Source organism: Jidongwangia harbinensis (genome assembly GCF_020216025.1).
GTDB classification, from domain to species: domain Bacteria; phylum Actinomycetota; class Actinomycetes; order Mycobacteriales; family Micromonosporaceae; genus Actinoplanes; species Actinoplanes harbinensis.
This window is the reverse complement of the sequence record NZ_JAIWNC010000001.1, coordinates 350,870-377,603: the sequence shown is the minus strand read 5'-3', so window position 1 is coordinate 377,603 and position 26,734 is coordinate 350,870. Positions and strand designations below refer to the sequence as shown.

General features: G+C 72.6%; 27 protein-coding genes and 1 pseudogene. 13 read left to right on the top strand and 15 right to left on the bottom strand.

The window, feature by feature from the left end; translation table 11 throughout:
• Positions 1-66 precede the first annotated feature (66 nt).
• The gene (locus LDL48_RS01695) at positions 67-255 is read right to left on the bottom strand and encodes a hypothetical protein (protein WP_225253146.1); all 189 of its coding nucleotides are present in this window, start codon (positions 253-255) and stop codon (positions 67-69) included.
• Between LDL48_RS01695 and LDL48_RS01690 the strand changes: the two genes are divergently transcribed.
• Positions 244-582, top strand: a complete 339-nt coding sequence (locus LDL48_RS01690; RefSeq protein WP_225253145.1) for an SDR family oxidoreductase — start codon at positions 244-246, stop codon at positions 580-582. The two genes, LDL48_RS01695 and LDL48_RS01690, sit on opposite strands and share 12 nt — an antisense overlap.
• On the opposite strand, the gene LDL48_RS44165 is transcribed toward LDL48_RS01690, so the two are convergent.
• From LDL48_RS44165 to LDL48_RS01670, 4 genes are all read right to left on the bottom strand, one after another.
• Complete coding sequence (locus LDL48_RS44165; RefSeq protein ID WP_272492988.1) at positions 554-1,597, bottom strand: lipase family alpha/beta hydrolase; 1,044 nt, start codon at positions 1,595-1,597, stop codon at positions 554-556. The two genes, LDL48_RS01690 and LDL48_RS44165, sit on opposite strands and share 29 nt — an antisense overlap.
• Before the next feature lie 141 nt (positions 1,598-1,738).
• The gene (locus LDL48_RS01680; RefSeq protein ID WP_225253144.1) at positions 1,739-2,509 is read right to left on the bottom strand and encodes an SDR family NAD(P)-dependent oxidoreductase; all 771 of its coding nucleotides are present in this window, start codon (positions 2,507-2,509) and stop codon (positions 1,739-1,741) included.
• Between the two features lie 121 nt (positions 2,510-2,630).
• Positions 2,631-2,987, bottom strand: coding sequence for a hypothetical protein (locus tag LDL48_RS01675; RefSeq protein ID WP_225253143.1), 357 nt, complete (start codon positions 2,985-2,987; stop codon positions 2,631-2,633).
• 157 nt (positions 2,988-3,144) lie between these two features.
• Entirely contained in the window at positions 3,145-3,705 is a 561-nt protein-coding gene (locus tag LDL48_RS01670) for a hypothetical protein (RefSeq protein ID WP_225253142.1), read from the bottom strand.
• Positions 3,706-3,906: 201 nt separating this feature from the next.
• On the opposite strand from LDL48_RS01670, the gene LDL48_RS01665 reads away from it, so the two are divergent.
• The gene (locus LDL48_RS01665; RefSeq protein WP_225253141.1) at positions 3,907-4,137 is read left to right on the top strand and encodes a hypothetical protein; all 231 of its coding nucleotides are present in this window, start codon (positions 3,907-3,909) and stop codon (positions 4,135-4,137) included.
• 172 nt (positions 4,138-4,309) lie between these two features.
• Here LDL48_RS01665 and LDL48_RS01660 read toward each other — a convergent pair whose 3' ends face one another.
• Together LDL48_RS01660 and LDL48_RS01655 are read right to left on the bottom strand one after the other, a co-directional pair.
• Positions 4,310-5,659, bottom strand: coding sequence for a S8 family peptidase (locus LDL48_RS01660; protein WP_225253140.1), 1,350 nt, complete (start codon positions 5,657-5,659; stop codon positions 4,310-4,312).
• A gap of 130 nt (positions 5,660-5,789) precedes the next feature.
• A complete protein-coding gene (locus LDL48_RS01655; protein ID WP_372472020.1) occupies positions 5,790-6,005 on the bottom strand; it encodes a hypothetical protein in 216 nt (71 codons plus the stop codon).
• Positions 6,006-6,495: 490 nt separating this feature from the next.
• Here LDL48_RS01655 and LDL48_RS01650 point away from each other — a divergent pair, with 490 nt between their 5' ends.
• A complete protein-coding gene (locus LDL48_RS01650; RefSeq protein WP_225253139.1) occupies positions 6,496-10,017 on the top strand; it encodes an nSTAND1 domain-containing NTPase in 3,522 nt (1,173 codons plus the stop codon).
• Between the two features lie 37 nt (positions 10,018-10,054).
• On the opposite strand, the gene LDL48_RS01645 is transcribed toward LDL48_RS01650, so the two are convergent.
• The gene (locus LDL48_RS01645; protein WP_225253138.1) at positions 10,055-10,807 is read right to left on the bottom strand and encodes an alpha/beta fold hydrolase; all 753 of its coding nucleotides are present in this window, start codon (positions 10,805-10,807) and stop codon (positions 10,055-10,057) included.
• 36 nt (positions 10,808-10,843) lie between these two features.
• Positions 10,844-12,928 carry a hypothetical protein gene (locus LDL48_RS01640; protein WP_225253137.1) on the bottom strand — a complete coding sequence of 695 codons (2,085 nt, stop codon included), beginning with the start codon at positions 12,926-12,928 and terminating at the stop codon, positions 10,844-10,846.
• 303 nt (positions 12,929-13,231) lie between these two features.
• On the opposite strand from LDL48_RS01640, the gene LDL48_RS01635 reads away from it, so the two are divergent.
• Both LDL48_RS01635 and LDL48_RS01630 read left to right on the top strand, forming a co-directional pair.
• The gene (locus LDL48_RS01635; protein WP_225253136.1) at positions 13,232-13,624 is read left to right on the top strand and encodes a hypothetical protein; all 393 of its coding nucleotides are present in this window, start codon (positions 13,232-13,234) and stop codon (positions 13,622-13,624) included.
• 113 nt (positions 13,625-13,737) lie between these two features.
• On the top strand, positions 13,738-14,529 hold the full coding sequence (locus tag LDL48_RS01630) for an alpha/beta fold hydrolase (RefSeq protein ID WP_225253135.1): 792 nt from the start codon (positions 13,738-13,740) through the stop codon (positions 14,527-14,529).
• 198 nt (positions 14,530-14,727) lie between these two features.
• Here LDL48_RS01630 and LDL48_RS01625 read toward each other — a convergent pair whose 3' ends face one another.
• Positions 14,728-15,342, bottom strand: a complete 615-nt coding sequence (locus LDL48_RS01625; RefSeq protein ID WP_225253134.1) for a hypothetical protein — start codon at positions 15,340-15,342, stop codon at positions 14,728-14,730.
• A gap of 210 nt (positions 15,343-15,552) precedes the next feature.
• Between LDL48_RS01625 and LDL48_RS01620 the strand changes: the two genes are divergently transcribed.
• The 3 genes from LDL48_RS01620 to LDL48_RS01610 are packed head-to-tail and all read left to right on the top strand — an operon-like array spanning position 15,553 to position 17,424.
• Positions 15,553-15,927 carry a GntR family transcriptional regulator gene (locus LDL48_RS01620; protein ID WP_225253133.1) on the top strand — a complete coding sequence of 125 codons (375 nt, stop codon included), beginning with the start codon at positions 15,553-15,555 and terminating at the stop codon, positions 15,925-15,927.
• Positions 15,924-16,766, top strand: coding sequence for an ATP-binding cassette domain-containing protein (locus LDL48_RS01615; RefSeq protein ID WP_225253132.1), 843 nt, complete (start codon positions 15,924-15,926; stop codon positions 16,764-16,766). Before LDL48_RS01620 ends, LDL48_RS01615 begins: the two co-directional genes overlap by 4 nt.
• A gap of 1 nt (position 16,767) precedes the next feature.
• On the top strand, positions 16,768-17,424 hold the full coding sequence (locus LDL48_RS01610) for an ABC-2 transporter permease (RefSeq protein WP_225253131.1): 657 nt from the start codon (positions 16,768-16,770) through the stop codon (positions 17,422-17,424).
• A gap of 159 nt (positions 17,425-17,583) precedes the next feature.
• Here LDL48_RS01610 and LDL48_RS01605 read toward each other — a convergent pair whose 3' ends face one another.
• Together LDL48_RS01605 and LDL48_RS01600 are read right to left on the bottom strand one after the other, a co-directional pair.
• Positions 17,584-17,862 (bottom strand): ArsR/SmtB family transcription factor, encoded by a 279-nt coding sequence (locus tag LDL48_RS01605; RefSeq protein WP_372472026.1) that lies wholly within the window; start codon positions 17,860-17,862, stop codon positions 17,584-17,586.
• A 57-nt stretch (positions 17,863-17,919) separates the two neighbouring features.
• Positions 17,920-18,294 (bottom strand): annotated as a pseudogene (locus LDL48_RS01600) (ArsR/SmtB family transcription factor); the annotation flags it as partial.
• A gap of 165 nt (positions 18,295-18,459) precedes the next feature.
• Between LDL48_RS01600 and LDL48_RS01595 the strand changes: the two are divergent.
• The 3 genes from LDL48_RS01595 (at position 18,460) to LDL48_RS01585 (ending at position 21,258) form a co-directional block, all read left to right on the top strand.
• The gene (locus LDL48_RS01595; protein WP_372472019.1) at positions 18,460-20,034 is read left to right on the top strand and encodes an FAD-dependent oxidoreductase; all 1,575 of its coding nucleotides are present in this window, start codon (positions 18,460-18,462) and stop codon (positions 20,032-20,034) included.
• Between the two features lie 99 nt (positions 20,035-20,133).
• Positions 20,134-20,493: a hypothetical protein gene (locus tag LDL48_RS01590; protein WP_225253130.1), complete on the top strand. Its 360-nt coding sequence runs from the start codon at positions 20,134-20,136 to the stop codon at positions 20,491-20,493.
• Between the two features lie 57 nt (positions 20,494-20,550).
• The gene (locus LDL48_RS01585; protein WP_225253129.1) at positions 20,551-21,258 is read left to right on the top strand and encodes an alpha/beta fold hydrolase; all 708 of its coding nucleotides are present in this window, start codon (positions 20,551-20,553) and stop codon (positions 21,256-21,258) included.
• Positions 21,259-21,276: 18 nt separating this feature from the next.
• On the opposite strand, the gene LDL48_RS01580 is transcribed toward LDL48_RS01585, so the two are convergent.
• Positions 21,277-21,948, bottom strand: coding sequence for a TetR/AcrR family transcriptional regulator (locus LDL48_RS01580; protein WP_225253128.1), 672 nt, complete (start codon positions 21,946-21,948; stop codon positions 21,277-21,279).
• Between the two features lie 108 nt (positions 21,949-22,056).
• On the opposite strand from LDL48_RS01580, the gene LDL48_RS01575 reads away from it, so the two are divergent.
• The gene (locus LDL48_RS01575; protein WP_225253127.1) at positions 22,057-23,004 is read left to right on the top strand and encodes an SDR family NAD(P)-dependent oxidoreductase; all 948 of its coding nucleotides are present in this window, start codon (positions 22,057-22,059) and stop codon (positions 23,002-23,004) included.
• Between the two features lie 47 nt (positions 23,005-23,051).
• Here the strand turns inward: LDL48_RS01575 and LDL48_RS01570 are convergent, their stop codons facing one another.
• On the bottom strand, positions 23,052-23,984 hold the full coding sequence (locus LDL48_RS01570) for a DMT family transporter (RefSeq protein WP_225253126.1): 933 nt from the start codon (positions 23,982-23,984) through the stop codon (positions 23,052-23,054).
• Between the two features lie 85 nt (positions 23,985-24,069).
• Here LDL48_RS01570 and LDL48_RS01565 point away from each other — a divergent pair, with 85 nt between their 5' ends.
• The gene (locus LDL48_RS01565) at positions 24,070-25,038 is read left to right on the top strand and encodes a GlxA family transcriptional regulator (RefSeq protein WP_225253125.1); all 969 of its coding nucleotides are present in this window, start codon (positions 24,070-24,072) and stop codon (positions 25,036-25,038) included.
• Here the strand turns inward: LDL48_RS01565 and LDL48_RS01560 are convergent.
• The gene (locus tag LDL48_RS01560) at positions 25,028-26,695 is read right to left on the bottom strand and encodes a DUF885 domain-containing protein (RefSeq protein ID WP_225253124.1); all 1,668 of its coding nucleotides are present in this window, start codon (positions 26,693-26,695) and stop codon (positions 25,028-25,030) included. The genes LDL48_RS01565 and LDL48_RS01560 overlap by 11 nt on opposite strands.
• Between the last annotated feature and the right edge of the window lie 39 nt (positions 26,696-26,734).

Genomic DNA, 26,734 nt, shown 5'->3' with positions numbered 1-26,734 from the left:
TAACAGGTGGAGCGGCCCTCGGCAAAGCGGCACGGCGCCGTGGGCGGGCGCTGTCACGTGCGGCGATCAGGCGCCGCGGACCTCGCGGTGAAGCAGGGCGGACCGGTGCTTGAGGGCGGTGACCATGGCTGCCGCCCGGGCGGAGCGGTCCCGGGGTGTGACGATGACGGCGAAGCGGCCGGGCCATCCGGCGTCGTCGACCGGGAGGACCCGGACGCCGGCCGGCACGGTGGGGGCGGCGAGATGGGGGAGCACCGGGATGCCCAGGCCGGCGACCGGCTGTGGGTGGCGATGCTCGACGTGACCCGGCCGGACGACGTCCGCGCGCGGGTCGACGAGGCGTTCGCGCATTTCGGCACGGTGGACGTGGTCGTCAACAAGGCCGGGTACGGGCTGTTCGCGGACGGCTCGTTCGTCCTGGACAACGACCCGGAAGCGATCGTGCGCGCGATGATGGCCGGCGACCGCGTTGTCGGTGCGCAGAACCTGAGTGGCGGCGGGGAACCGGCGGCGCCCGCAGGGGACGCCGCCGGCCGGCCGGTCACCGGGTGGTTCAGCGGCGGGCGTAGACGTACGGCTTGAGGGCGGGTTCCGCGGTCGCGGTCGGTGCGGCGCCCCAGTTCGCGGTGAGCGTGGCGTTGAGCTGCGCCAGGTCCCGCTGGTAGGTGGTGGGGTCGACGCCGGGCATGGCGGGCTCGGCGCACACCGACGGGGGGATCCGTGCGGGTTGCGCCGGCCCGCGGTGGGTGATGGCGTCCAGGGCCAGGGCGTAGGCGACCGCGTCGGACGTGCCGACGGCGATGTGCTCGCCGGTGTTGTCGGCGCACATGCCCTGCAGCGACACGTTGGTGATCGAGCCGTCGGTGCCGTGCAGGCTGGAGGTGCCGGTGTGGTCGCGGTTGGGCGTGACGTACTGGTCCAGTGTGGTGTAGACGTTGGTGTAGGAGATGCCGCGGAAGGTCTCCTGGTAGGAGTTGAGCGCCCGGATGAAGTTCGCCTGCGGTGTCATCTGCCAGAAGGCGGGCGGGCAGGCGCCGCCGGCGCAGTTGGCCGCGCTGACCAGGCTGCCGTGATTGGGCGTGCCCAGCGAGACGTAGTCCGAGACCATCCCGCGGGTGTCGGGCCAGAAGCGGAGCGCGAAACGGGGTTCGAGGCCGCCCTGGCTGTGCCCGACGACGGCGACCTTACGGCCGCTGATCCGGTTGACGTGGCGGATCGCGTGGACGACGTACTCGGCGGACTCCTGGATGTCGCCGAGGCCGTGGCCGGGCAGGGCCACCGAGCAGTACGGATGGCGGATCTTGTCGAGAGCGGCGAACCAGTTCCACGAGAACTGGTCGGGGTCCAGTGCGGTGGCGGGGACGAACAGGGCCACCTCGGTGCGGGCGCGGGTGGCGTTCGGTGTGCAGGTCACGGCCGCGGCGAGTCGGGCGGCCGGAACGGACAGCCGCGGCCCGGCCTGGTCGAGCGGGGCGAAGTCCGGTGCCGTGGCGGCCGGTGCCCGGCTCGCGGAGGCGTGGCCTGCTACGCCCATGAACGCCGCGGCCAGCGACAGGCACAGCAGGCCGAGGGCTGCTCTGCGCCAGGTGGCGGTCATGCGGCTTCCCCCTGGGCTGGCGATGTCCATACGGGTCTCCCTTGGTGCGCGAAACCTCGGCCGGTGATGTCCGAGGAGGGGCGACCGCTACGCTAGAACCTGACGTTAACGTCAAGGGCAACAGAAAGCCGGCGGAAATCCCTACCGGCCGAGGACGGCGCCGCCGTTGAGGCCGATGACCTGACCGGTCAGGTATCCGGCTTCGGCCGAGGCGATGTAGGTGATCGCCGCCGCGACGTCCGCCGGTGTACCGGTCCGGCCGACCAGGGTGTCGGCAATCTTGGTGGCGACGAAGTCGGGCGTGTCCTGGCCATCGAAGATGTCGGTGTCCTGAATGTAGCCGGGAGCCAGGACGTTCACCGTGATGCCGTCCCTGCCGAGTTGCCTGGCCAGCCCGAAAGCCCACCCGTGCAGCGCGGCCTTCGCCGCCGCGTACGATCCGGCCGAGTGCGTGCCCGCGCCGCCCCGCTGAGCCGCCGCCGAGCTGATCATGATGAGCCTGCCGCCCGGCCGGGTCAGGCGGTTCAGCAGCGCGTTCGTGAGCAGCACCGCGGTGATGAGGTTGACGTCCAGATCCCGGTGCCAGGACGCGGCCAGGGCGTCGAGCCCGTCGTCCGCCGGCGGCGTGCTGATCGCGCCGGCGTTGTTGACCAGCACGTCGACGTCGCCCAGTGCCGAGATGCGGTCCGCGGCGCGTCGCACCTGTGCCGGATCCGTCAGGTCCGCACCGACCGGGATCACCACGTTCGACCCGACTGTCTCGTTGATCTCCCTGCTGGCCTGATCCAGCAGCTCGGTACGCCGACCGACGATGACCACCCGGTCCCCGTGGGCGGCGAAGGCGCCGGCGATCTCGCGGCCGATGCCCGTCGCGCCGCCGGAAACGACCGCCAGACGTGAAGAAGTGACCATACGGAGACGGTAACGAACCGCCGGCTCGCCTCGGCCGACTCGATGGTCGCCGTAACGCCGTCGCCCCATGCCTGTCCCTCGAACCTGCGGACCGGCACGGGGCTACGGCATCCGACGGCCCCTAGTAGATGGCGCCGGTTGCGCCGCCGACGAAGCAGAAGCGCAGCTCCAGGCGGTACCAGTTGGTGAGGCCCGTGACCCGGCCGGCGTAGCTCCCGACGACGGAGCCGTCGCGGACCGGCCGGCCGTTCGTGACGTCACGGATGTAGTAGTGGCAGGGCGCGACGATGCCGGTGTTGACATTGAAATAGACCGCGCCGTCCGAGCCGGCCTGCACGGCCGCGGTGTTGCACTCTCCAGAGATCGGTGCTGTCACGCACGTGGCGGGCAGGAGCCCGGCGGACGGTGCCGACGGCGCGGCTTGCGCGGCCGCCGGCCCGGCAGCCAGCGCACTGGCCGCGGCCATGCCGACCGCCAAGGCAAGGGCGGTAACGATTCTCCTCATGGGGACCTCCGAGTTCTGGTCGACGAACGGCTCTCGCCGGTCCTGACCACTGAAGTCTCGGTTCTCAATTCCGGCGCGGGTGGAGTTCGGACGAATTTGGACGGCGCCCCCCGGCCCGCGCGCCGGCCGGTCAGGACCGGTCGCAGTCCTTCTCCGCTGCCTTCTCGAAGGTCGGCTCCGACACCACGTGCTGGTCCCGGTATCCCACGCCGGTCAGCACCGTCCCGGGCGCCAGTTCCCGCAGCCGCGCGACGGTGAACTCCAGCGTGGCCACGTTCGCCGGGCCGCCGTACACCCGGTACTCGGCGCCGTCCCGGAACTCGCGCAGCGTCTCCCGACTGATCAGCCAATCCGACGGTCGTTCGAACAACGCGATCCGGGCCGGGGCGGTCGCGACCGGGCTCCGGACGCCGTCCGGACCCGGCGCGCTCAGTGGCGCCCCCACCGACCACTCCCGAGGCCGGTGCCGCACATCGCTGGGCGCCGGCGACGTGGTGTCCTCGCGCTCCGCGAGCGTGACGTAGGAGAGTTCGCCGCGGGCGCATGCGGCGACCAGAACCGTCGGCCGGCCGTCCACCATGGCGAGTGCGATGTACGGATGCGGATCCGGTGAGCAGCCCGCCAGGCCGAGGAGCGCGACGATACCGAGGAGTGCGCTCACCAGCCGGTCGCACGGGCGACGTCGTGCCATAGGAACCCCCGCAGTCATCGATCGTCCCCCAAGCTAGAGAGGACCAGCACGACGTACGGTCTCGGCGGCCTAACGAAACGGTTGCGCGTCGGCCGGTCGGTGCTGCGGGGCCGGCCGCAGGGGAACCGGTGCGACCGACGTGGCCGCGCCGGGCCCCACAACTCGATGGCGGACGGCTCCGCACTCGAGGATGATGCGGCAATGCCCGGTACACCCGAGGGATTCACCTACCGCCTCCGCAAGAGCGGGGAGGTGGAGGTGCTGCACCACGGCCGCCCTGCCGTCGTGCTCCGCGGTGCCGCCGCAGCCCGGTTCCTGGCGGACGTGGACAGCGGTGGTGATCCGCAGGAGCTGATGGCACGCATCACCGGCAACTACCGGCACGGCAACGAGCGAACTGCCAGGAATCATCCCCGCAACCGGCGCCGGTAGAACGCGCGGTATGAAGAAGACCTCGGTGCCTCATCCGCCGTAGGTCACCCGGCACAGGCGGGACCTGGCCGGCAAGGCGGACCGCGACCACATTACCGGCGAAGACCATCGCAGGGCGCGCACGACGGCGGTTGAGCGTACGTGCGCCGCGACCGCGCCCACGTCCCGGCACTCAGTCGGCGAGGGCGGCACCGATATCGAGCCGCGGCACCGTCACGGTGTTGTCCGGGTCGGTCACCGGGACGCCGGTCGCCCGCAGTGCGGCGAGCACGGTGTCCACCGCGGCGTCCGGGAACCGTTCCCGGTACACCGCCCAGGCGCCCGCCACGTGCGGCGCGGCCATCGACGTGCCGGTGAGCGCGGCGGTGCCACCGCCCGGCACCGACGACGTGATGGACGTGCCGGGCGCCAGCAGCTCGACCTGGGGCGACGAGTTCGACGTGGTGCGTACCTCGTCGGCCTTCGTGGTGTTGCCCACGGTGACCGAGGTGGAGATGCAGGCCGGCGTGCTCACCCCGGTGTTGGAGGAGCCGTTGCCGGACGAGATGACGGTGGGGACGCCGAGCGTACGCAGGGTGTCGATCGCGGTTTTGCGCGAGTCGGTGTCGCAGGCCGTCGACCGGGTCGAGGCGGAGCCGATGCTGATGTTGACCGCGGCGACGTCGAGGCCGGCGGTCACCCGGTTGATGATCCGGTTGAGGCCGGCCAACTGGTCCGAGGCGAACGACTGGGCACACACCGGGGCGTCGTTGCGGCAGTCCGCGGTGACCCGGCTGAACACCTGCACCGACATCACGCCGGCGTCCGGGGCCACCCCGTCGAACGTCATCGTGCCGGCGCGCCGCCCGGCGGCGATGCCGGCCACGTGGGTGCCGTGCCGGCAGTCGGTGGCCGCGAACGTGCAGGGCACCCCCGACCCCGTCCCGGTCTGTGTGGTGGCACCGTTGGGACAGGTGGCGCTGGACGAATAGCACGCCTCCTCGACCACCCGGCCGGCGAGGAACGGGTGGGCGCGGTCCACGCCGGTGTCCAGCACGGCGACGATCTGGCCGGTGCCGTCCAGGCCGCGCGCGGTCAGCCCGGTGGCGCCGACGATGCCGGTGCTGTCGTCGAGCAGTGGTTCGCCTGCCTCGTCCGGCTGCACCGAGACGATGCGGCCGGACGCCCGCAGCGCCGCGACGGCCGCCGCGGGTGCGGTCAGGGCCAGATAGGGCACCGCGTCGTAGCGGTGGTGGACGGTGTGCGGGACGCCGTGCAGCCCGGACTCGACCGCGGCCCGGGCGGCGGCGATCCCGGACCGCTGCGCGTCCCGGTCGGCGGACCGGCGGGCCGCCTGCGGATCGAACGGGGTCCTGAGCCGGACGATCACGCGAACGTCCGCGGCAGCGCCGGGCGGTGCCGCCGCGACGACCGCACCGGCCGGCGCCGGGACCAGGGCGGCGCCGAGCACGGCGGCGAGGAGTGCCGCGGCGACGCGCCGGGCCACCGCGAAGGTGATCGTCGGGTGCCTGTCGATTCGCATGCCGGAAGAATCCCATCGATCGCCGCCGCGCGTTGTCCCGTGCGGACCCGGCCGGCCGGCGACGGGTACCGCCGGCACGTCCGTGGAGTCGATCGGCCGCGTGTTCGCACGCACGCGGAGCTGCTGTCGGTCAGGCCGTGAGCCATTGCCTGATCGTGGCGAAGTCCGTGTCGGCGAGACCGGCGAACGGGTCGACGCGATGCACCAGAGCCTTACCCGGGTGATGCCTGGCCACCCAGTGCCGATCGACGTCGGTCGTCTCGTCGTCGATCCAGACGAACGAGCGTCCGGCCGCCCACTGAACGAGGAACGCCGTCTTCCAATGAAGCTGACGGACCGGCGGCATGTCGTTCCCTGTGCGTGGAATCCGACAGGTCGGGGACTGTTCGGATCGTCGCGGGGATCTAGCGGGTCACCACGATGCTGCCGTCCATCGCGTGGTCGCCGGAATCGCACCGCGCCGTCGAGGTGGGGCCGTGGACCAACAGCGGCGTGTGGTACGTAACCCGAATCTGGAATATGACACCTCGGCGCCGACGTCCCAGCACACCAGCCGGGCGTAGTAGGCCGTGGGGGTCGCGGTGTTACGCGTGCAGCTCCCACCGAGGTATGTCCAAGGGTTGACGTCGTTCACTCCCCGGCACGACGTTCCGCGCAGCGACTGCTCGCCGGTCACCTGCGGTGTCCCGCTCGCGGCCGCCTGAGCCGTGCTGCCGGGAAGCAGGGCGGCGAACAGTGCGACGACTTGTCTGGGTCCGGTTCGGTGCGGTCAGACAAACAACGCTGGACAACCGATAATGGGTGGTGCGTGTCGGGGGGTGGGGGAGGCCAGGAAGATGCCGAGACCGGAACGACCGTTGGAAGGACTGGACGGCCCGGCGGCGCGACTGGCGGCTGAGCTGCGGCAGTTGCGGGAGAAGGCGGGTAAGCCGGGCTACCGGGAGATGGCCGCGAAGGTGAACTATTCGGTGGCGACGCTGTCCGCGGCGGCGTCGGGGCGGCGACTGCCCACATTGGAGGTCACGCTCGCGTACGTCGCCGCGTGCAATGGTGATGTCGGCCGGTGGGAGCGGCGCTGGCGGGAGGCGGAACGCCTTTGCGTGGCCCCGGCCGGCGAGCGGATCGAGGTGAACGGGCAGGGCCGATCGCCGTACCCGGGGCTGGCGACGTTCCAACCGGAGGACGCGGAGCTGTTCTTCGGCCGTACCGCACTGGTGGAGGAATTGACCCGCCGCCTGCGGGAAAAGCGCTTCCTCGCGGTCTTCGGCCCCTCCGGGGCGGGCAAGTCATCGGTGGTACGAGCGGGCCTGGTCCCCGCCGCGGACGGGCCGGTGCTGGTGCTGACCCCGGGCGCGCATCCGATGACCGAACTGGCGGTGCAGCTCGCCCGGCATGCCGGGGTGCCGGCCGGCCGGCTGCTGGACGAGTTGCGCGAGGACCCGACCAGGGCACATCTCGTGGTACGGCAGGGGCTGCCCGCCGACGGCGACCTGCTCGTGGTGGTGGACCAGTTCGAAGAGGTCTTCGCCTCCTGCCGGGCCCCGGCGGAGCGGGCGGACTTCATCGCCGCGTTGCTGTCGATGTGCCGGGAACCGGACGGACGGGCCCGGGTCGTGCTGGCGGTCCGTGCCGACCACTACGCCCGGTTCACCGAACACCCCGCACTGCTGGCCGAGTTGGCCGATGCGCAGGTGCTGATCGGCGGGATGAGCCCGGTGGAACTGCGCGAGGCCGTGACCAGACCGGCCGAGCTGCGCGGCGCCCGCGTCGAAGGCGCTCTGGTCGCCACGATCGTCGCCGAGGTCGCCGACTCACCCGGGGCGTTGCCCCTGGCCGCGCACGCGCTGCGCGAGGCGTGGCACCGCCGTCAGGGCGCGATCGTCACCCTCGCCGGGTATGCGGCGGCCGGCGGGGTGGCCGGTGCCGTGGCCAACACCGCGGAGCAGACGTACGCGCGGATGTCCGCTCAGGAACAGGACGTCACCCGGCGGGTCCTGCTGCGGATGGTGGACGCCGGGCAGGACGGGCTGATCACCCGGCGGCGGCTGAGCCGGGCCGAACTGGACACCGTGGACCTGGCTCCGGCCGTCGTCGACGCGTTCACGGCGGCCCGGCTGTTCAGCACCGACCGCGACACCGTGGAGATCGCGCACGAGGCGCTGATCCAGGGCTGGCCGCGGCTGCGTGGCTGGGTCGAGGAGAGCCGTGCCGGGCTGCGGCTGCACCGGCAGCTCACCGAGGCCGCCGCCGCCTGGGAGTCACTCGGCCGCGACGACGGCGCGTTGTACCGGGGCCTGCGGCTGTCCGCGGCGCTGGAGGCGAACCTCGCCGACCTGACCGGTTCGGAACGGGACTTCCTCGAGGTCAGCCGGGTGCGGGAAGCCCGCGAGGCCCGCTCGCGGCAGCGGCGTACCCGGTGGGCCGTGATCAGTCTGGCCGCCGGGGTGACGGTGATGAGCGTGATCGCGGCCGTCGCGTTCCGGCAGGCCGGCCGCGCCGACGACGAGCGCGAACGGGCGCTGTCGCATCAGCTGGTGGCCAACGCGCGTGACCAGCTGCAGGTCGATCACGAGCTGGCCGTGTTGCTGGCCCGGGCGGCGTACGACACCAAACCGACCGCCGAGGCCGCCGCCGCGCTGCGCCAGGCCGTCGTCGACTCGCGGATGCGGGCGAAACTCGTCACCGGGCAGCGGCAGGTGCTCGGCGTCGACTACAGCCCGGACGGCCGGCGGGTGGCGGCCAGCGGCGACGACGGCACGGTCCGGGTGTGGACGATGAACGGCCCCGACCGGTTCGGCGGGGAGCCCCGGGTGCTGCGGGACCATCCGAGCTACGTCCGCATCCCGAAATTCAGCCCGGACGGCCGCTATCTCGTGGCCAGTGGGGTCAGCGGTCTGGTGACGGTGTGGGACCTGGCCACCGGCGTACCCCCGCTGGTGTTGCGTGGTCATGGCGGTGAGGTGTCCGCCGTCGCGTTCAGCCGCGACGCACGCCTGGTCGCCGGGGCCGGGGACGACGGCACCGTCCGGATCTGGGACCGCCGCAGCGGGAACCCGCAGCCCGTCCGTGCCCTTCCGCTGAACGCCGGACCGGCGCGGGCGGTGGCCTTCAGCCCGGACGGCCGGCATCTCGCCGCCGGCAGCGGTGACGGACCGGTGAAGATCTGGGACCTGTCCTCCAGGACCGCGCCACCCGAGGTGCTGAGCGGCCACGAAGGCACCGTGTGGAACATCGCCTACAGCCCGGACGGCCGTCTGCTGGCCAGTGCCGGCGCCGACCAGACGGTCCGGATCTGGGCGCGGGCCGGCGGCGCGCCCCCGCTGGTGCTGCGTGCCGGGGACGGCACCGTGGAGACCGTGGCCTTCAGCCCGGACGGCCGGAAGATCGCCAGTGGTCACAGTGGCAGTGACACCGTCCGGGTGTGGAATGCGACGGCCGGTGACGGGGAGGACCCGCTGCTGCTGCACGGTCATTCCGGCCCGGTGTGGAGCGTCGCGTTCAGCCCCGACGGTCGTCGGCTGCTCAGCGGCAGTGGCGACGGCACGCTGCGCACCTGGGATCCGAGCCACCCCGGCAGCCCCCGGGTGCTCGACGGTCACACCGGCGCCGCGTGGGCGGTGGCGGTCAGCGCCGACGGGAACACCATCGCCAGCGGCGGCGCCGACAAGACGGTCCGGATCTGGCGGGGCGGTACGAGCCTGGTGCTCCCCGGCCACGCCGAGGAGGTGCTTGCGGTGTCGTTGTCCGCGGACGGTCGCCGGGTGGCGAGCGCCTCGCGAGATCGGACGGTACGGGTGTGGGACACCGCCAAGGGGAGTTCCGTCGCCGTGCTCCGCGGTCACACCAAGACCGTCTGGGGTGTCGCACTCAGCCCCGACGGCCGGCGGGTGGCCAGCGGAGGCCATGACGAGGTGGTACGGATCTGGGACGTCGACCGGCCGGGCGCTCCGCTGGTTCTCCAAGGACATGAAGCGTCCATCCGGGGCGTGGCGCACACCGACGGCCGGCGCCCACCCCGCATCCTCCGGGGCCACCGGGGCCCGGTCTGGACCGTGGCGTTCCGCCCCGACGGCCGCCAGATCGTCAGCGCCGGCCACGACCGGAGCGAACGAATCTGGGACACCACCAGCGGCGAGGAACTCGTCGCCTTCCGGGGCCACGGCACCTTCGTCGAACAGGCCCAGTTCGCACCCGGCGACACGCTGGTCACCGCCCACGGCGACGGCACCATCCGGTTGACCCGCTGCGAAGCCTGCGGCCCCGTCAACCACATCCGGGCCGTCGCCGACTCCCGGGTCACCCGCCCCCTGAGCCCCGACGAGCGCCGGACCTACCTCCACGAGACCGAACCCCGGTGAGCGGACGACCGCGCCGTCCGTGTTCACGGCCGGCCGGTCACCGACCCGCCGGTTCGCCGCCGCGCACACCGGTGCAGGCCAGCGCGATGCGGGCCACGTCCGCCGGGTAGGCGAGGTGCGGGAAGTGGCCGCCGGGCAGCACGGTGATCTCCGCCGCCGGCAGCGCGGCGACCAGCCATCGGCGATAGGCGGCGGGCGGCTCGGATCCGGTCACCCAGTGGTAACCGACGCCGCGGTCACGGAGTTCGCGCAGCTCGGCCTCGCGGGCCGCGGTCAGCTCCTCGTCGGTGCTGTCGAGGATCTCCGCCCAGTAGCCGAGCAGCAGGTCCTGGCGGGGGTCGGTGGCGGTCTCCACCAGGTCCCGAGCCGCCGGCGGCAGCCCGGTCACGCCCATCCCGGCGACGAACCCGTCCCACACCTGCCGCCAGCGCGGCGACCGGAGCACCGGTTCCGCCGTCCGGACCGCCGCGCCGAACGGTCCGGTCAGCAGCGGCTGGTCGAGGTTGAGCACCGCGCGGACGGGATAGCGGGCCGCGTAGGCGGTGGCGAGCACCGCGCCGATCGAGTGCCCGACCAGCACCGGCGTCGTTCCCGGCGGCACCTGATCGTGCACCGCGGCGGCCACGCCGGCCAGCCGGTACTCCTCGCGCGGCGGCGCGGCACCGTGGCCGGGCAGATCGAGCGCCCGGATCGGGCAGCCGGGCGCCATCGCGGTCAGCTCACGGACCAACGGCCCGAACTGGCGGTGGTCATAGGTGAGGCCGTGCAGCAGGACGAAGGAATCACTCATGCCCGGGACGGCGTAACCACCGGTGGAACGAGTTGTTCACACCTGCCAGCGGTCCGGGCCGCCGGGGGCCGGCTGGTAGCGGAACGTGCCGCCGGTGCGCAGCGACGCGCGCAGGTGCGCGGCGACCAGCGGGGCGGCGGCGTCCAGACGGTTCAGCACGGTGTGCAGGGCCCGGGTGGCGTTGACCCGGGCGCGTTCCGCCTCCGCCGTCGGCCGGCGCGGGCGCCCGCCCAGCCCGGTGGCGCGGCGCAGCTCCTCGATCAGCGCGGAGCGCTCGGCGGTCAGCTCGTCCCGCCGCTGCCCGACCGCCTCCGCGACGAGCCCGTCCAGCGCGGTCAGGCGCCGGCGGAAGGCGTCGCGGGCCGCGCGGTCGAGAATCGGGTCGGGCGGGCATACGGGTAACCCGGCTCCGCCGGCGACCAGGTCGAGCGCGGCGATCTCGCGGCCGGGGGCGGACACGAGCGTACGCAGGAAATGCAGTCCCCGGACGTCACGCAACCGGGCCTGCTCCGTACCCGCCGACAGGAGCCAGTCGTCGCCGTCCCGGACCAGCGACCAGGCGGCCGGACGGCGCACGCCCAGGCGGGCAGCGATATCGCGGGCGCGCACCGCGTCGCCGGCGCGACCGCGGGCGGTCAGCGTGGAGACCAGCCACGGCAGTGCGCCGAGCCGCTCCTCGACCGCCACGGCCCGGTCGAAGTGGGCCGCCGCGTCCGCCGGCCGGCCGAGGTGGGCGGCCAGCCGCCCGAGGTAGTCGTCGACCGGGCCGGTGATCATGTTGGCGCCACCCCAGACCACCAGCCTGCCGGCGTACGGGCTGAGCGTGTCGTAGAGCAGCCCGGCCGCCGCCGGAGGCCCGCCGCGCGCCGCCACGAACGCCAGGTCGGCGACCGCGCCGAGCCAGCGGGGACCGGTGCCGGCCAGCACCGCCGGCAGCAATCGGTCCAGCTCGAGCAGCGCCTCCGGCACCCGGCCCGACTCGGCGAGCACACGGGCCGCGGTGGCCTCGAAGAAGTGGCCCGGCAACCGGCGGGCGAGTTCCTCCAGCCCGTCCACCCCGGCCGGGTCGCCACGCAGACCGGCCAGCGCCGCGGTGAGCGACGCGGTCAGCCGCGCGGTGTCGGCCAGCCCTGCCCGCCGCCCTTGCCCGGCAGCCCGGGCGATGAGGCGTTCAGCGAGGTCGAACCGGCCACGGATCATCGCGAGCAACGCCTGCCGAGTTAGCGTCACGACGCCGGCCTCGGCGTCCCCGTCCAGCTCACCGGCCCGGGCATACATGGTCAGCGCGGCGGCCGCCGCGTCCAGATCGCCCAGCTCGGCGAGCGCGGTGAATCGCCACATCAGCCCGCGCCGCTGCAGCGCCGCGTCCCCGGCCCGGCGGCCCAGTTCGACGATGTCGGCCGAGGTGGACAGCCGGTCCTCGGTCGCGGCCGGATCCCACAGCGCGTGCAGGCGACCGTCGAGCGCGTACCCGGTCGTGCCCGGATCGTCGGCCAGCGCCAGCGCCTGGCCGATCAGCGTCTCCCGGCGGTCGGCGGCAGACGGGTCACCGAGCAGTTCCCGGGCCAGCCGGACCAGGACCCGGGCGCGGACGGCGGGCGGCGCGGGGCGGCTCGCGGCCTCCTCGAGGAGCCGTATCAGCGCGACGTCGAGGGTGAGGAACTCGGCCCGCGACGGCAGGGACAACGCCAGCGCGACGACCGGTCGCTCGGCCGGGACCAAGGCTGCCAGCTCCAGTGCGGGGCCCGGCCAGCCCGCGGTCGCCAGCCACACCGCGTCCCGCTGTTCGGCGGTCAGCGCGGGAAGCAGCGCGACGAGTTCGTCGCGGGTGAGCGGGGTGAGCCGGAGCTGCGGCACGGCGCCGACGTCGTCGGTGGAGGTCACCAGGACCCGTTCGCCGGGCACCGGCGTGGCCTCGTCGAGCAGCAGCAGATGCGGGCCGGACGGCACCTGGTCAGCAGCCCGCGCCACGGCGAGCCCGTTCGTCCCGGCCATCTCCGCCGCGGCTTCGAGCAGCGCGGTCTTGCCCGACCCGGCCGGCCCGACGACCGCCAGCGTGCCGCCACGGTCGACCAGCCGGCGCACCGCGGCCAGCTCACGGGCGCGCCCGATCAGATCCACGTTCGCCGAATCTACCGTTCCGGTCAACGGTCCTCGACGTCCACGGGTGGGCGCAGCCGGCGTCCGTACCGCGGCCGACAGGCGAACCCGGCCGTTTCCTTTCGGGCAGCAGCATGCTGCCGATGGTGAACGGTGAGTTTCTGACCGAGGAGAGGCCGGCTTTTCGTGAAGCGCAGTCGTGTGGTCGTTGCCGTCGCTGTCCTCGTGTCCCTGGGCGGTCTCACCGGATGCGCCTCCAGGACCGTCGAGGAGCCGCCGTCTCCGGGCACCGCTTCGGTCAGCTCGGCCCCGGCCGAGCCGGTCATGACGATCGAGCATGCCGGTGAGACGTACGCGAAGCTCAGCGCCGCTTCGAACGCCGCCAGGGAACGATGGATGGGCGCGCCCGTACCGACCGAGGCGAATCTGTCCGTGCACCGGAAGCTCGCGGCCGGCGCGGGCAGGGCCACCGTCGCCTTCTCCACGGGACTCCGCAAGCACCGCTGGCCCGCCGAGGTCCAGCCCATCATCGCCGCCCTGGACGAGCACCTCCAGCAGCGCGCGGCCGCGTACCAGCGGGTCGCCGCCGCCGGCACCGTCGCCGAATACCTTGCCGCCGTCGGCGAGGTACCGGTGACCAGTTCCCTGACCGGCCAGGTACGTCAGGCGCTCGGCCTGCCGGAATCCGCGGTGGTCCCGGGCGTGAGTCCCCGATAACCGGCCGGCGGCCACGCTCGGGACCTCTCGCCGGGACGGGCCCGGACGGGTACAGTCGGCGGCAGCCACGCTCTGCCCGACTCCGAGTTCGGCTCGACGCCCCTGCCGTCACCGTGCCGCACGACCGAGGACAAGCCGTCGATGACGCGGCGTGGAACCGCCCGCACGAGGGCGTGCCGGTTCTGCTGGTGCACGGCAACGGCTCGTCCGCCGAATACTGGCTGCCGCTCATCCGCCGGCTCCCCGACAGCGTCCGGGTCGTCGCCCCCCACCTACGCGGGTACGGCCGCAGCGAGGCGGCACCGGTGGACGCCACCCGGGGCCTGCGGGACTTCGCCGACGACCTGGCCGCGCTGCTCGACGACCGGGACCTGTTCCCCCGGGGCGGCCCGGTGATCGTGGCGGCGCACTCGATGGGCTGCGGCGTGGCCATGCAGATGATCGCCGACCACCCGGACCGATTCACGTCGGCCCTGCTGGAGTCGCCCATGAGCCCGTACGGCTTTGGCGGCACCCGCGGCCTCGACGGCACCCCGGCAACCGCGGACTTCGCCGGCACCGGAGGCGGCGGCGCCCACCCCGACTTCGTGGCCCGCATCGAGGCGGGTGACCGCAGCGCCGAGGCGCGGGCCAGCCCACTGTCCGTGCTGCGCTCCCGGTACGTGGCGGACCCGGCATCGCTCGGCGACGACGAGGAACTCCTGCTCAATCGGTGCTCAGTATGGCGATCGGTGACGACAGCTACCCGGGCGACAGCAGGCCGGCGACCAGCTGGCCGTTCTTCGGGCCCGGCGACCGTGGCGTCCTCAACGCCATGTCACCCAAGCACGTCAACGTCGCCGACGCTCTGGTCCGCGCGGCGCCGAAACCGCCGATCGTCTGGGTGCGCGGCGACCGGGACGTGATCATGTCGGATACCTCGCTGTTCGACCGGGCATACCTACCGTGAGGTCGTCTACGACAAGTGCGGCCACTCACCGCACATCGAACGTCCGGCCGAGTTCGCCGCCGAGCTCCTCACACTCGTCCACGACGCGGCCGGCTGAGCGGGCGGGACGGACGGGCCGGCGTCGCCCGCCGGCCCACCGCGCGAATTCCGGAGGTCAGGAGCCGTCGGACGCCGTGGCTTCCGCGACGACCGAGCCGCCGGGCCCGTACGCCGTCACCCGCGCACTCCTGACGGAGTCGGTCGGGTCCCAGACGACGAAGATCCCGCCGTCGTCCGTTCCGGTGACCACCCGACCGGACGCCAGCCGGGCCCGCACCGTAGTCGCCCCGGCAGGCAGCTGCCCGACGAGCACGTTCGCCTTGACAACGGCGTCCCCGTCACCGAAGAGGCGGATGCTGTCCGCGGGCCCGCTCTCCATGACCGTGCCGAACGTCAAGTCGACGCCCGCCGTGCCGCTGCGGCAGACACTGATCCAGTCGTCCGCCTCCGAGACGTAGACGCGGAGCGTGCTGTCACCCCGCTCGACCTCCAGCCGCTGAGCCGGCACACCGGCGAATCCGTGCTGGAGGCCGGCGGAAAGGCGGTGACACTCGGCGCCCGTCTCGGCGTCGGTCATCGGACGTGCGTCCGCCGCGACCGAGTATCCGTCGTGCCAGCTGATCATGTTCGACGCCACCAGGACGCCGACGCCGGCCACCACGGCAGCGGCCGCCCGGTACCAGACGCCCCGGCTCCGTGCGCCGGGCGGATCGCCGGGGTCAGCGGACATCGGGACCCGGGCGTGCGGCGGAAGACGGACAGCAGGACATGGACGCTCCGTGGTGAGGGAGGTGTCAAGCTACCGATCGCCGGCCGGTGCTCACCATCGAGCTTCCGGTCGATCCCGGGAAGGCCGCTCGGCGGAGCCGGGGTGTTGACGCTGATCGACCCGTACTGTCTATACTGCACATAGACAGTAGGTGCAGGGGAGGCTTCGCGAATGCGCGTCATCGTCTCGCCGACCTCCGGGGTTCCGCTCTATGAGCAGATCGTGGAGCAGGTCCGGCAGCAGATCATGGCGGGGGAGCTGGCGGCCGGGGCGGCGTTGCCGTCATTGCGTGCGCTGGCCGGGGAGTTGCGGGTCAGCCTGATCACCACGACCCGGGCGTACAACGACCTGGCCGCCGAGGGGCTGATCGTGAACGTGCCGGGCAAGGGCTCGTTCGTCGCGCAGCTCGACCCGGACGAGGCGCGCCGGCACTCGCTGGAGCGGGCGCGGGCGGGACTGCGGCAGATCGTCGATCGCACCCGGCACACCGGGCTGGTCTCGCTGGCGGAGCTGACCGCCATGCTCGCGGAGGAGTGGGAACGATGAGCAGGACAGAGCACATCGTGGAAGCCTTGGGGCTGGTGAAGCGCCGCGGGGAGTTCACCCTGGGCCCGCTGGACCTTCGCGTTCCGCGGGGATTCGTCACCGGGATGGTCGGGGCCAACGGCTCGGGCAAGACCACCACACTGCGCACGCTGCTCGGTCTGGTTCGCGCGGACGCGGGGAGTGTCGCGATGCCACCGATGGGCGCGGTCGGGGTCGCGTTCGACCAGCCGTTCGTGCTGCCGTACTGGCGTGTCCGCGACGCCGCCGAGGTCTATGCCGCGTCCCGGCCCGGGTGGGATCAGGACTGGTTCGACCGGCTGTGCCGCCGGTTCCGGCTACGGGCCGACGAGCGGGTGAAGGAACTGTCGCGCGGCCAGGGCAACAAGCTGATGATCGCGCTGGCGATGGGCAACCATCCCGATCTGCTGATCCTGGACGAGCCCACCAGCGGTCTCGACCCCGCCGCCCGCGCCGACCTGGTCGACCTGCTGCGCGAGCACATGCGCCGGGAGGACGCGTCGCTGCTGTTCTCCACGCACATCACCGGCGACCTGGAGCACTTCGCCGACTACCTCGTGTTCGTCGACAACGGCCAGGTCGTCTACTCCGGCGCGCTCGACGAACTCGTCGAGAGGTTCGCGTACGTCAAGGGAGCGCCGGAGGACCTGACCGCACAGAACACGCCGCTGATCCGCGGTCTTCGCCGCGGCCAGGCGAGCTTCGACGGCATCATCCGGACCGCCGACTCCGCCGCGTTCGGCCCGGGCGTCCACCTCGAGACTCCGACGGTCGAGCAGATCGTGGTCCACCACGAGCGGCGCAACGACGAGGAGCACTGACATGCGCGCGATCGTCCACTTCGTCGGCCTGGACCTGCGATCCATGCGGCCCAACGCGAAGTACATGCTCATCCCGGTGCTCGTGGTCATCGTCCCGGTCCTGCTCCTCCTCGGGCCGTACATGCTGATCCCCGCGATCTCCGGCCTGGCGGTGGTCAGCGCCCCCTCGTCGCTGTTCGCCAACGACGAACTCGGCCGCCTCGACACGCTCTACACCGCACTCGGCATCCGGCGCCGTCAGGTCGTCGCCGGCCGCTACGCGACCTGCCTGCTGCTGATGATCGCTCTCACCGTCGCCGGGGTCCTCCTGGCTCCGATCGCCGCGCTCGCCCTCGGTACCGCGTTCGACTGGGCGACCGCCGCCGCCCTGGCCGCCGGCAGCGTCGCGCTCGTCGGTATCTTTCTCGCCTCCGGACTGCCCGCCTATTTCGGGCTCGACCCCGGACCTCTCCGCATCGTCGTCTCCGTCCTGCACGTCGCCGTCCTGACCTTTGTCTGCGTCGGCTGGGCGGTTCCCGAGGTCCGCACCGCGCTGCTGGCGTGGCTCGGTGATGCGAACCTCGCCTGGCTCACCCTCGCCGCGTTCGCGATCCTCGGCGTCCTCATGGCCGCCTCCACCGCGCTTTCCACCCGCCTGTACGCCCAGCGCGATCTCTAGCTCCGACCACTGTGGACCACGGCGACGACGGCCGGCCGTTGGCGGTGACCGGCGGCGTGAGACCGCGTTGTCACGGGACTTCCGGCCCTGGTCCGCGCAGGCCGGCGGGGTGACGGTCATGTCCACGGCCGGTCGGTCCACCCCGCTTCGATGCCCGCCCTAGCAGTCTCGGAAGTTCTCCGCGTTCGCGCGCGCGTGCGCGGCCAGGTCGGCAAGGTGGAGGGCGGCACCCTGCAGGCTCTCCGGCACCAACCGGTAGAAGGTGAAGCGCCCCCGCGGTTCGGTCGTCACCACGCCGGCCTCACGCAGGAGTTTGAGGTGGCCCGAGACGTTCGGCTGCTTCGCGCCGGTGTCCGCCACCAGATGAGACGTGCAGGCCGGCCCGTCGGCGAGCAGTCGTACGATCTCCGCGCGCAACGGATCACCCAGCAAACGCAGGACATCAGAGTTTGGTGATATCAGTTTTTGCTGATCCAGTTGCGGTTCCGGTGCGACGGGAGCCGGCTTCCCGCCGGCCGGTTCCTGCTCCGGCGCCAGCAGTAGGCCGCCCAGCAGGTCGAGCGTCTCCCGGCGCATCCGGTAGTAGACCCAGGTGCCGCGTCGCTCCGAGTCGACCAGGCCGGTCTCGCGTAGGACCCGCAGGTGATGCGAGACGGTCGCGCCCGTCACGTCGAAGGCGTCGGTCAGGTCGCAGACACAGACCTCGCTCTGCGAGGCGATCAGCGACAGCAGCCGCAGCCGGATCGGGTCGCTGAGCGCCTTGAACATCGGTGCCAGCCGCCCGGCGGTGCCGGGCGCCAAGGCCTGCACCGACAGTGGCGGGCAGCATTCCTGGGCCGGCACGGCGTGCGAGGACGGCGGAACAGACATGCCGCTAGCTTGACAGCCATCTAACAAAGATGCAAGGTGTGGGCCTCGCTTCGACATCTGTCGAAGTTATATCAGGGCCGGCTGATGAGCGGCGTCGCCGGGGCCCGGGCGGCGTGCGCCGGCTGAATCGACTGCCGCCGGCAGCGGACTTCGAGGAGAACACCGATGAGCCAGGACACCAGTGCCCCGGACCCCTGCTGCGGCAGCGCGCGGGCGGCGGAGCGGGCCGGCGAGCGGAAACTGCCGGTCGCGGTGATCGGTGCCGGCCCGGTCGGGCTGGCCGCCGCCGCGCACCTGCAGGAACAGGGTCTGCCGTTCACCGTCCTCGAAGCCGGTCCCACGGCCGGCGCCGCCGTCGCGGCGTGGGGTCACGTCCGGCTGTTCTCACCCTGGCGCTACAACATCGACCAGGCCGCCCGCCGGCTGCTCGACACCGCCGGCGGCTGGACCGGCCCCGATCCGGACGTCCTGCCTACCGGCGCGGAACTCGTCGACGCCTACCTGCAACCGCTGGCGATGCTGCCGCACCTGTCCGGCGCGATCCGCTACGACGCCCGCGTGGTGGCGATCGGCCGCGTCGGCGTCGACCGGGTCCGGACCAGCGGCCGGGACCGGGCGCCGTTCGTGCTGCGGCTGCACACGGGCGAGGACATCCTGGCCTCCGCCGTGATCGACGCGTCCGGTACCTGGCACACCCCGAATGTGCTCGGCGCGAACGGGTTGCCCGCGCACGGCGAACGGGCCGCCGCCGCCCGGATCGCATCAGCGCTTCCTGATGTCCTCGGCGTCGGGCGCGACGGCTACGCCGGCCGGCACACCCTCGTCGTCGGTGCCGGTCACTCGGCCGCCACCACCCTGCTCGCGCTGGCCGAACTCGCCGGACAGGAACCCGGCACGCGGATCACCTGGGCCACCCGCGGCGGCAGCATCGACCGCGCCGTCGGCGGCGGCGACGCCGACGCCCTGCCCGGCCGCGGTGCGCTGGGCAGCGGCGTCAGGCTGCTCGTCGACGCCGGGCGGGTCACCCTGGTCACCGGCTTCGCGGTGCACGCCGTCCGGGCCACCCCGGCCGGTGTGGAGCTGACCGCCACGGACGGGCGCACTCTCGCCGGCGACCGGGTGGTGTCGGCCACCGGTTTCCGTCCGGACCACTCCATCGCCGACGAACTGCGCCTCGACCTGGACCCGGCGCTCGGATGCACCCGCGCGCTGGCGCCGCTGATCGACCCGAACGAGCACTCCTGCGGCACCGTCCGCCCACACGGCGTCGACGAGCTCGCCCAGCCCGAGCCGGACTACTACGCCGTCGGGATGAAGTCCTACGGTCGCGCACCGACGTTCCTGCTGGCCACCGGCTACGAGCAGGTCCGCTCCGTGGCCGCCGCGCTCGCCGGGGACTGGACCGCGGCCCGTGACGTGCGGCTCGACCTCCCGGAAACCGGTGTCTGCTCGGCCACCCGGGGCTATCGGGCGATGCTCGACGACGCCGCGGCCCGCTACGGCCTCGCCCCCGAGATCCCCGCCCGGCTCGTCTCCGCCGGGCTACGGCACCTGACCACCGCAGGGACCGTCGAGGCCGCCACCCGAGCTGCCGCCGCCGAACTCGGCATCGACGCGGACGTCGCCCTGCACCTGGCCGCGCTCGCCGGGAACCAGTCCGCCGGCGCCGGCCCGTCGACGCTGCCCGGTACCGAACCGAACCTCGCCACGGTGACGTCCGGCGGCGGCTGCTGCGGGTGACCCGGGGCGGCGCCCGGCCGCCGGGCCGGCGTCGCCCGCGGAGACGTCCGCGACGACGCCGCGCCCGGCTCGGCGCCGGGCAGTGGGTAGAGTCTGGTGATGCCCGGCCGTCGACCGCACCCGTTGACGGTACGTGGACGCGCCGGTTCGATCGGTGTGCTGATCATCGTCCTGCTCAGCGCGATCATGGCCGGGGTCGGCAGCCCGCACCACGCCCACGACCACCACGAGACGGTCGCCGTCGCGGGCCCGGCGTGTGCGCCCGCGCCGGAGACGCCGCCATCCGGCCATGACCATGAGGGTGCACCGGAGCACGCCCGGTCCACCACGGGCGGTCCGGCGGTCGGTTCGCTGACGCCGGCGGTCACGGTGGTGCTGCCGGCCTCCGCGATCCCGGCGGCCCGTCGATGGCCTGCGCACCGACCCGTCTGCATCAGTATCCGAGTCCTTCGGGTGTAGGAGCCGGTCGTACCCCGGCCGTCCCTGCTCGTGTTCCGCACCGAAGGACCCGTTTCGATGACTCCTGCCCACGACCCGTCAGAACCACCCGCGGACGAGACTTCTCCGCCGCTGCGCAGCACGCACACCTACCGGGGACTGGCCTACGACCGGTGGGGCAGCGGCGGGCGACCGGTCCTGCTGCTGCACGGCGTGCTGTTCGACCGGCGACTCTGGTGGCCGGCGGCGGCCGAGATCGCCGGCGACTGCACCGTCATCGCGCCCGACCTGCCCGGGCACGGCGAGACGCCCGCCAGGCCGGAGGATGATCCGGGCACGCTCGCCGCGGACCTCGCCGCCGTCGTGTCCGGCCTCGCCCTGCGGCGCGCGCCGGTGGTGGTCGGGCACGCCACGTCGGTCCACCTGGCGCACCTGTTCGCCGGCCGGTACGCCAGCCGCGCCGTGGTGGCGGTGGACGAACTCACGCCGGCTCCCGGGGACACCCCCGAGCACATCGTCGCGGCCATGGGCGGGGAACACGTGCCCGGCGTGTTCCAGCCGTTCGCCGTCGCCCGACGCGATCCGGCCCTGCTGCGGGCGTACCGGTGCTGCTGGGCCGCCGGTCCGCCGCCGGCCGCCGACCTCACGGTCCTGAGCCGCCCCGGGGCCGGCGACAACGACGACGATCCGGGCGACGGCCGGGTCCGGGTCTACCGGAGCCGCGGCCGGTTCGCGCACCTGCACCAGGTGCGGCGGTTCGCCGAGGATCTACGGTCGCTGCTGTGACGCGCCCCGCCGCTCACCTCACCGTGCGGGCCGGGGGAGCACACCCAGGAGGGTCGCGGTCAGGGCCAGCTTCAGGGAGTCCTTCAGTTCCAGGTGGAAGCGGGCCAGCTCGGGTTCGGCCTGGTAGGCCGCCCGCAGGCTGGGTGGGGGTGTGCTGTACGCGGAGAGCGCGCCGGCCAGGACCATGGTCTGCAGGCTGAACAGTGTCGCGTTCTCGCCCAGCTCCGGCAGGTACTTCTGGATCGTGGCGGTCATGCTGGTCAGGCGGTCCAGGGAGGCGCGCTTGTAGCGGGTGACGACCTCGACGGAGACGTTGTGTTCCAGGACGCTGCCCTGGGCGCCGAAGAGGTCGCACAGCACCGCCCGGCCGGACAGGGAGCGGCTGAGGATGTCGGCCACCGCCGTCGCCCGCTCGGCCATGGGCGCGTCCCCGTCGACGCCCGCGGCCAGCTCGCCGGCCAGGTCGGTGAGCCACTCCTGCAGGAAGCGGTCCAGCAGTTCCAGCAGCACCGCCTCGCGGGATTCGAAGTAGCGCAACACGTTCGGCTTCGCCAGGCCGACCCGGCGGCTGAGTTCGTTCAGCGTGACCGCGGCCACCGGCATCTCGTCGAGCATCGCCGACGCCTCGTCGAGGATCGCCCGCCGACGGATCTCCCGCTGCTGTTCGGTGCGTGCCCGCTGGAAAGTCACGATCACCAGCCTAACTTAAGTACCCCCGGTACGTTGACAACGTACCGGAAGTACCTTAACGTCGACGGCACAAGATACCTACGGTACTTTAGTCAGCTGGGAGCCGACATGACCGACAAGTGGACGACCGCCGACATCCCCGACCAGCGCGGCCGGGTGGCCGTGGTGACCGGCGCCAACACCGGACTGGGGTACGAGACCGCCAAGGCCCTCGCCGAGCGCGGGGCGTCGGTGGTGCTCGCCGTGCGCAACGTCGAGAAGGGCGAGCGGGCCGCGGCCCAATTGACCGGCGACGTGACCGTGCAGGCGCTGGACCTCACCTCGCTCGACTCCGTCCGGACCGCGGCCGCGGCGCTGCGGTCCCGGCTCGACCGGATCGACCTGCTGATCAACAACGCCGGCGTGATGTACACCCCGCAGCAGACCACCCGGGACGGCTTCGAGATGCAGTTCGGCACCAACCACCTCGGCCACTTCGCCCTGACCGGACTGCTGCTGGACCGGATGCTGCCGGTACCCGGCTCGCGGGTGGTCACGGTCAGCAGCACCGGCCACCGCATCCGGGCCGCGATCCACTTCGACGATCTGCAGTGGGAGCGCGCGTACAGCCGGGTCGGCGCGTACGGCCAGTCCAAACTGGCCAACCTGATGTTCACCTACGAGCTGCAGCGCCGGCTCGCCCCGCACGGCACCACCGTCGCGGTGGCCGCACACCCCGGCGTGTCCAGCACCGAACTCGCCCGTAGCACCCCGGCGGCCCTGCGGCTCCCGCTCACCTGGCTCGCCCCGCTGATCACCCAGACGCCGGCGATGGGCGCGCTGCCGACCCTGCGTGCCGCCACCGACCCCGCCGGGTTCGGCGGCCAGTACTACGGCCCCGGCGGACGCCACGAGATCAAGGGCCACCCCCGCCTGGTCACCTCCAGCCCCGAGTCCTACGAGGTAGCCGTCCAGCAGCGGCTGTGGGCCGTCTCCGAAGAACTCACCGGCGTGACGTTTCCGGTCGGCCGGCCCACCCGGACCGCGGCTCCCTCCGCATCGGCCGTCACCGGCTAGCTGAGCCCGCGGAGTGGACCCGTCCGGGAAACGGCCGGCCGACATGGTCACACGGGTCGCTTGACCGCGGGCGGAGGTGGCGCCGCCGCCGGCACGGGGGCCGGCCGGACGGTCCGCTGGGCGATGACGGCACCGGCGATGATGATCGCGCCGCCGATCGCCTGGAACCAGCTCAGGTTCTCGCCCAGGAAGATGACGCCCATGATCGCCGCCACCACGGGGAACAGGAAGGTGACGGTGGAGGCGATGGTGGCGCCGATGCCGCTGATCAAGCCGTAGTACAGCACGTACGAGATGCCGGTCCCGACGGCGCCCAGCACGACCATCGCGAGCACCACGTTCAGCGGGATCTCGGCCGGGGCGTTGGTGAACAGCGGCATGATCAGGCTCATCTGGATCGTCGCACTGATCACCTGGCCGGCGGACAGCGCCACCGTGGAGTATCCCGTGTCGGCCATGAACCGGCGGGTGTAGACGAACACGATCCCGTAGCAGAGGGACGCGCCGAGCGGCAGCAGCAGACCGACGGTGAACGCGCTGGACAGGTCCTGCAGTTGCGGCACGAACACCACCAGGACGCCACCGAAGCCGACGAAGATGCCGAGCGTGCGCCAGAAGGTCGGGCGCTCGTTCGGCAGGATCGCCAGCGCGAACAGCAGGGTGAACAGCGGCGACGTTCCGTTCAGGACGCCGGAGAGCGCCGACGGGATCCGCTCCGCGGCGTAGGCGAAGAACGTGAACGGAATGGTGTTGAAGAAGATCGCCGCGACGCTCATGTGTCCCCAGATGCGCCAGCCTTTCGGCAGTTTCTCCCGGCGGAACCAGAGCACGATCGCCAACGCGAGCGCACCCAGCGCCACTCGGCCCCAGACCACCTGAAGGGGGGCCAGCGCCTGCACGGCGATGGTGATGAACATGAAGTTGGAGCCCCAGATAAGAGCGAGAGCGCCGTATCGGATTCGCCAGTCGATCGCGGTCATACCAGGATCTTGGCGAACGTCTCGAATGCCGGACAGTAGCCGTTCTGACCTTGTCCGATAATATCCTGCCAACTACAGTGAGTGAATGATCGCTAGCGTGGCCGCCGTGGTCATCGACCGCGTCGAGCCGTTCGAGTTGGGCGTGTTGTGCGAGGTGTTCGGCATCGACCGGACGGTCGACGGCGTGGCGCCGATCGATTTCCGGGTCTGCGGGGAGCAGCCGGGCGTCCCGGTCCGGTCCAGCGTCTGCCTGGAGATCACTCCACGGTACGGGCTGGACGCGCTCGCCGACGCCGATGTCGTGGCCATTCCCGCATGCGCCGTGCGTGACACCTATCCGCCGGCCGTGCTGGCCGCTCTGCGCGAGGCCGCGGCGCGCGGGGCGACGCTGCTGTCCATCTGCAACGGTGCGTTCCTGCTCGGCCAGGCCGGATTGCTCGACGGCCGGAAATGCACCACGCACTGGCGCTACGCGGCCGAGTTCCGGCGCCGTTTCCCGTCGGCCGTCGTCGATCCCGACGTGCTTTTCGTCGACGACGGCAACGTGGTCACCAGTGCGGGCACCGCCGCCGGAATTGACGCCTGTCTCTACCTGGTACGCCGGGACATGGGCGCGCGTACCGCCATGTCGATCGCCCGCTGCATGGTGGCCCCGCCGCAGCGCGACGGAGGGCAGCGGCAGTTCATCGACCTGCCCATCCCGGACGCCGACGGCGGCAGCCTTCGGCTGGTGCTCTCCTGGATGCTGGAGACCATCAACGTCGATCACAGCGTCGCCGCGCTGGCCCGCCGGGCGAACATGTCGGAACGCACGTTCGCCCGGCGGTTCGTCGCCGAGACCGGCACCACCCCGCACAAGTGGCTCACCCTGCAGCGGGTGCTGCACGCGCGAACCCTGCTGGAGGAGACCCGGCTGAGCATGGAGGAGGTCGCCCGGCAGTGCGGCTTCGGCACCGGAGCGCTGCTGCGGCACCACTTCCAGCGGACCGTCGGCATCACCCCGGCCGGCTACCGCCGCAACTTCTGCCACGGTGACGTGGTGGTCACCGGCTAGGGCCGGGCGTCGCGGCCCACTCCGTCACGACGTCGGCCAGCACCGACAGCGGCAGCGCCCCGTGACCGATCACGAGATCGTGGAACGCGCGGATGTCGAACCGGTCGCCGAGCGCGGACTTCGCCGCGGCCCGCAGCCGCCGGAACTCCAGACGCCCCACCATGTACGCCAACGCCTGACCGGGCCAGGCGATGTAGCGGTCCACCTCGGTCTCGATCTCGGACCGCGGCATGGGGGTGTTGGTGCACAGGTACTCCACCGCGCGCTCGCGGGTCCAGCCGCGGGAGTGCAGTCCGGTGTCGACCACCAGCCGGGCGGCGCGCAGCGAGTCCAGGGTGAGCAGGCCGAGACGCGCCACATCACCGGAGTACAGGCCCATCTCCTCGGCCAGCCGCTCGCAGTACAGGCCCCAGCCCTCGGCGTACGCGGTGACGTCGGCGATGCGGCGCAGCAGCGGCAGGTCGGTCAGCTCCTGGGCCAGCGTGAGCTGGACATGGTGTCCGGGCACGGCCTCGTGGAACGCGTACACCTCAGCGTTGTAGCGTGGCCGGTCCTCGGCCAGCGCGGTGTTCGCGAAGTACGTGCCCGGCCGCGACCCGTCGAGCGCGGGAGCCAGGTAGTACGCGGGCGGCGCGCCGCCGGCCTGGGCCGCCGGCACCGGCTCGACGACGCAGCGCTGCTCGGGGAGCCGGCCGAACCAGCGCGGCGCGACCTGCTCCGCACGGGCGATCGTGGTGCGGGCGGTGGCGAGCACCTCCTCGCCGTCGGTCCAGCGCAACGCCGGATCGGTGCGCATCCGCTCGAAGATCTCGGCGTGCTCGGTGGTGCCGAAGACCCGGGAGCCGACCTCGGCGAACTCCGCACGGACGTCCGCGACCAGTTCCCGGCCCACCCGGTGCAGGTCGTCGGGTGCGCTGCCGGTCGTGGTGTGCACCCGGATCGCCAGTGCGTAGGCGGCCTCGCCGCCGGCCATCCAGCACAGGCCGGGCTGCTCGGTGGAGCGTCCGTGTTCGGCGATCTCGGCGGCGAGCGTCTCCCGGTACGCGGCGAACGCGGGCCGGACGACGTCGGTCACCAGGCGGTCACGGGTGCTGGCGAAACGCTCCGAGTCCCAGCTGGTACGCAGCAGCGGATCGGCCGTGGGGTCCGCGAGGTGCCGGTCGAGCTGACCGACCGCGCGGTCGACCAGACGCCGGACCGGGGTGCGGCCCGCCCGGACGCCGTTCCGGTGCCGGTGCGCCGCGGCGGCGAGGTAGTCGGGGATCGCGGCCAGCCGGTCCAGGTACGCCTGCGCGTGATCCTCCTCGGCGAAGGAGGTCTGCGGCAGCATCGCCAGCAACCCACCGGCCGGCGCGATGAACATGTCGGTGACGGTGTACTCCACCGCCCGGGTGTCCACCCGGTCGATGAGCGAGCGGGCCTGCTGCTCGACGACCGCGAGGGTGAGTCGATCCGAGCCCGCCACGGTGGCGGCGAGGGAGTGGGCGGTGGTCAGGATGCGCGTGGCGATGGACCGCAGCTTCTCCTGCGCGTCCTCGCTGGGGTCGCCGAGCCGGTCCTGCCCGTCGCGCAGGCCGTACCGGGCACCGATGAGCACCGGCTCCTCGATCAGCAACGCGTCAACCAGTTCATCGGCCAGTCGCGTGACCTCGTTCATGTCAGTCCCATCGGTCGAAAGGGCCCGGTCGGGACGCGG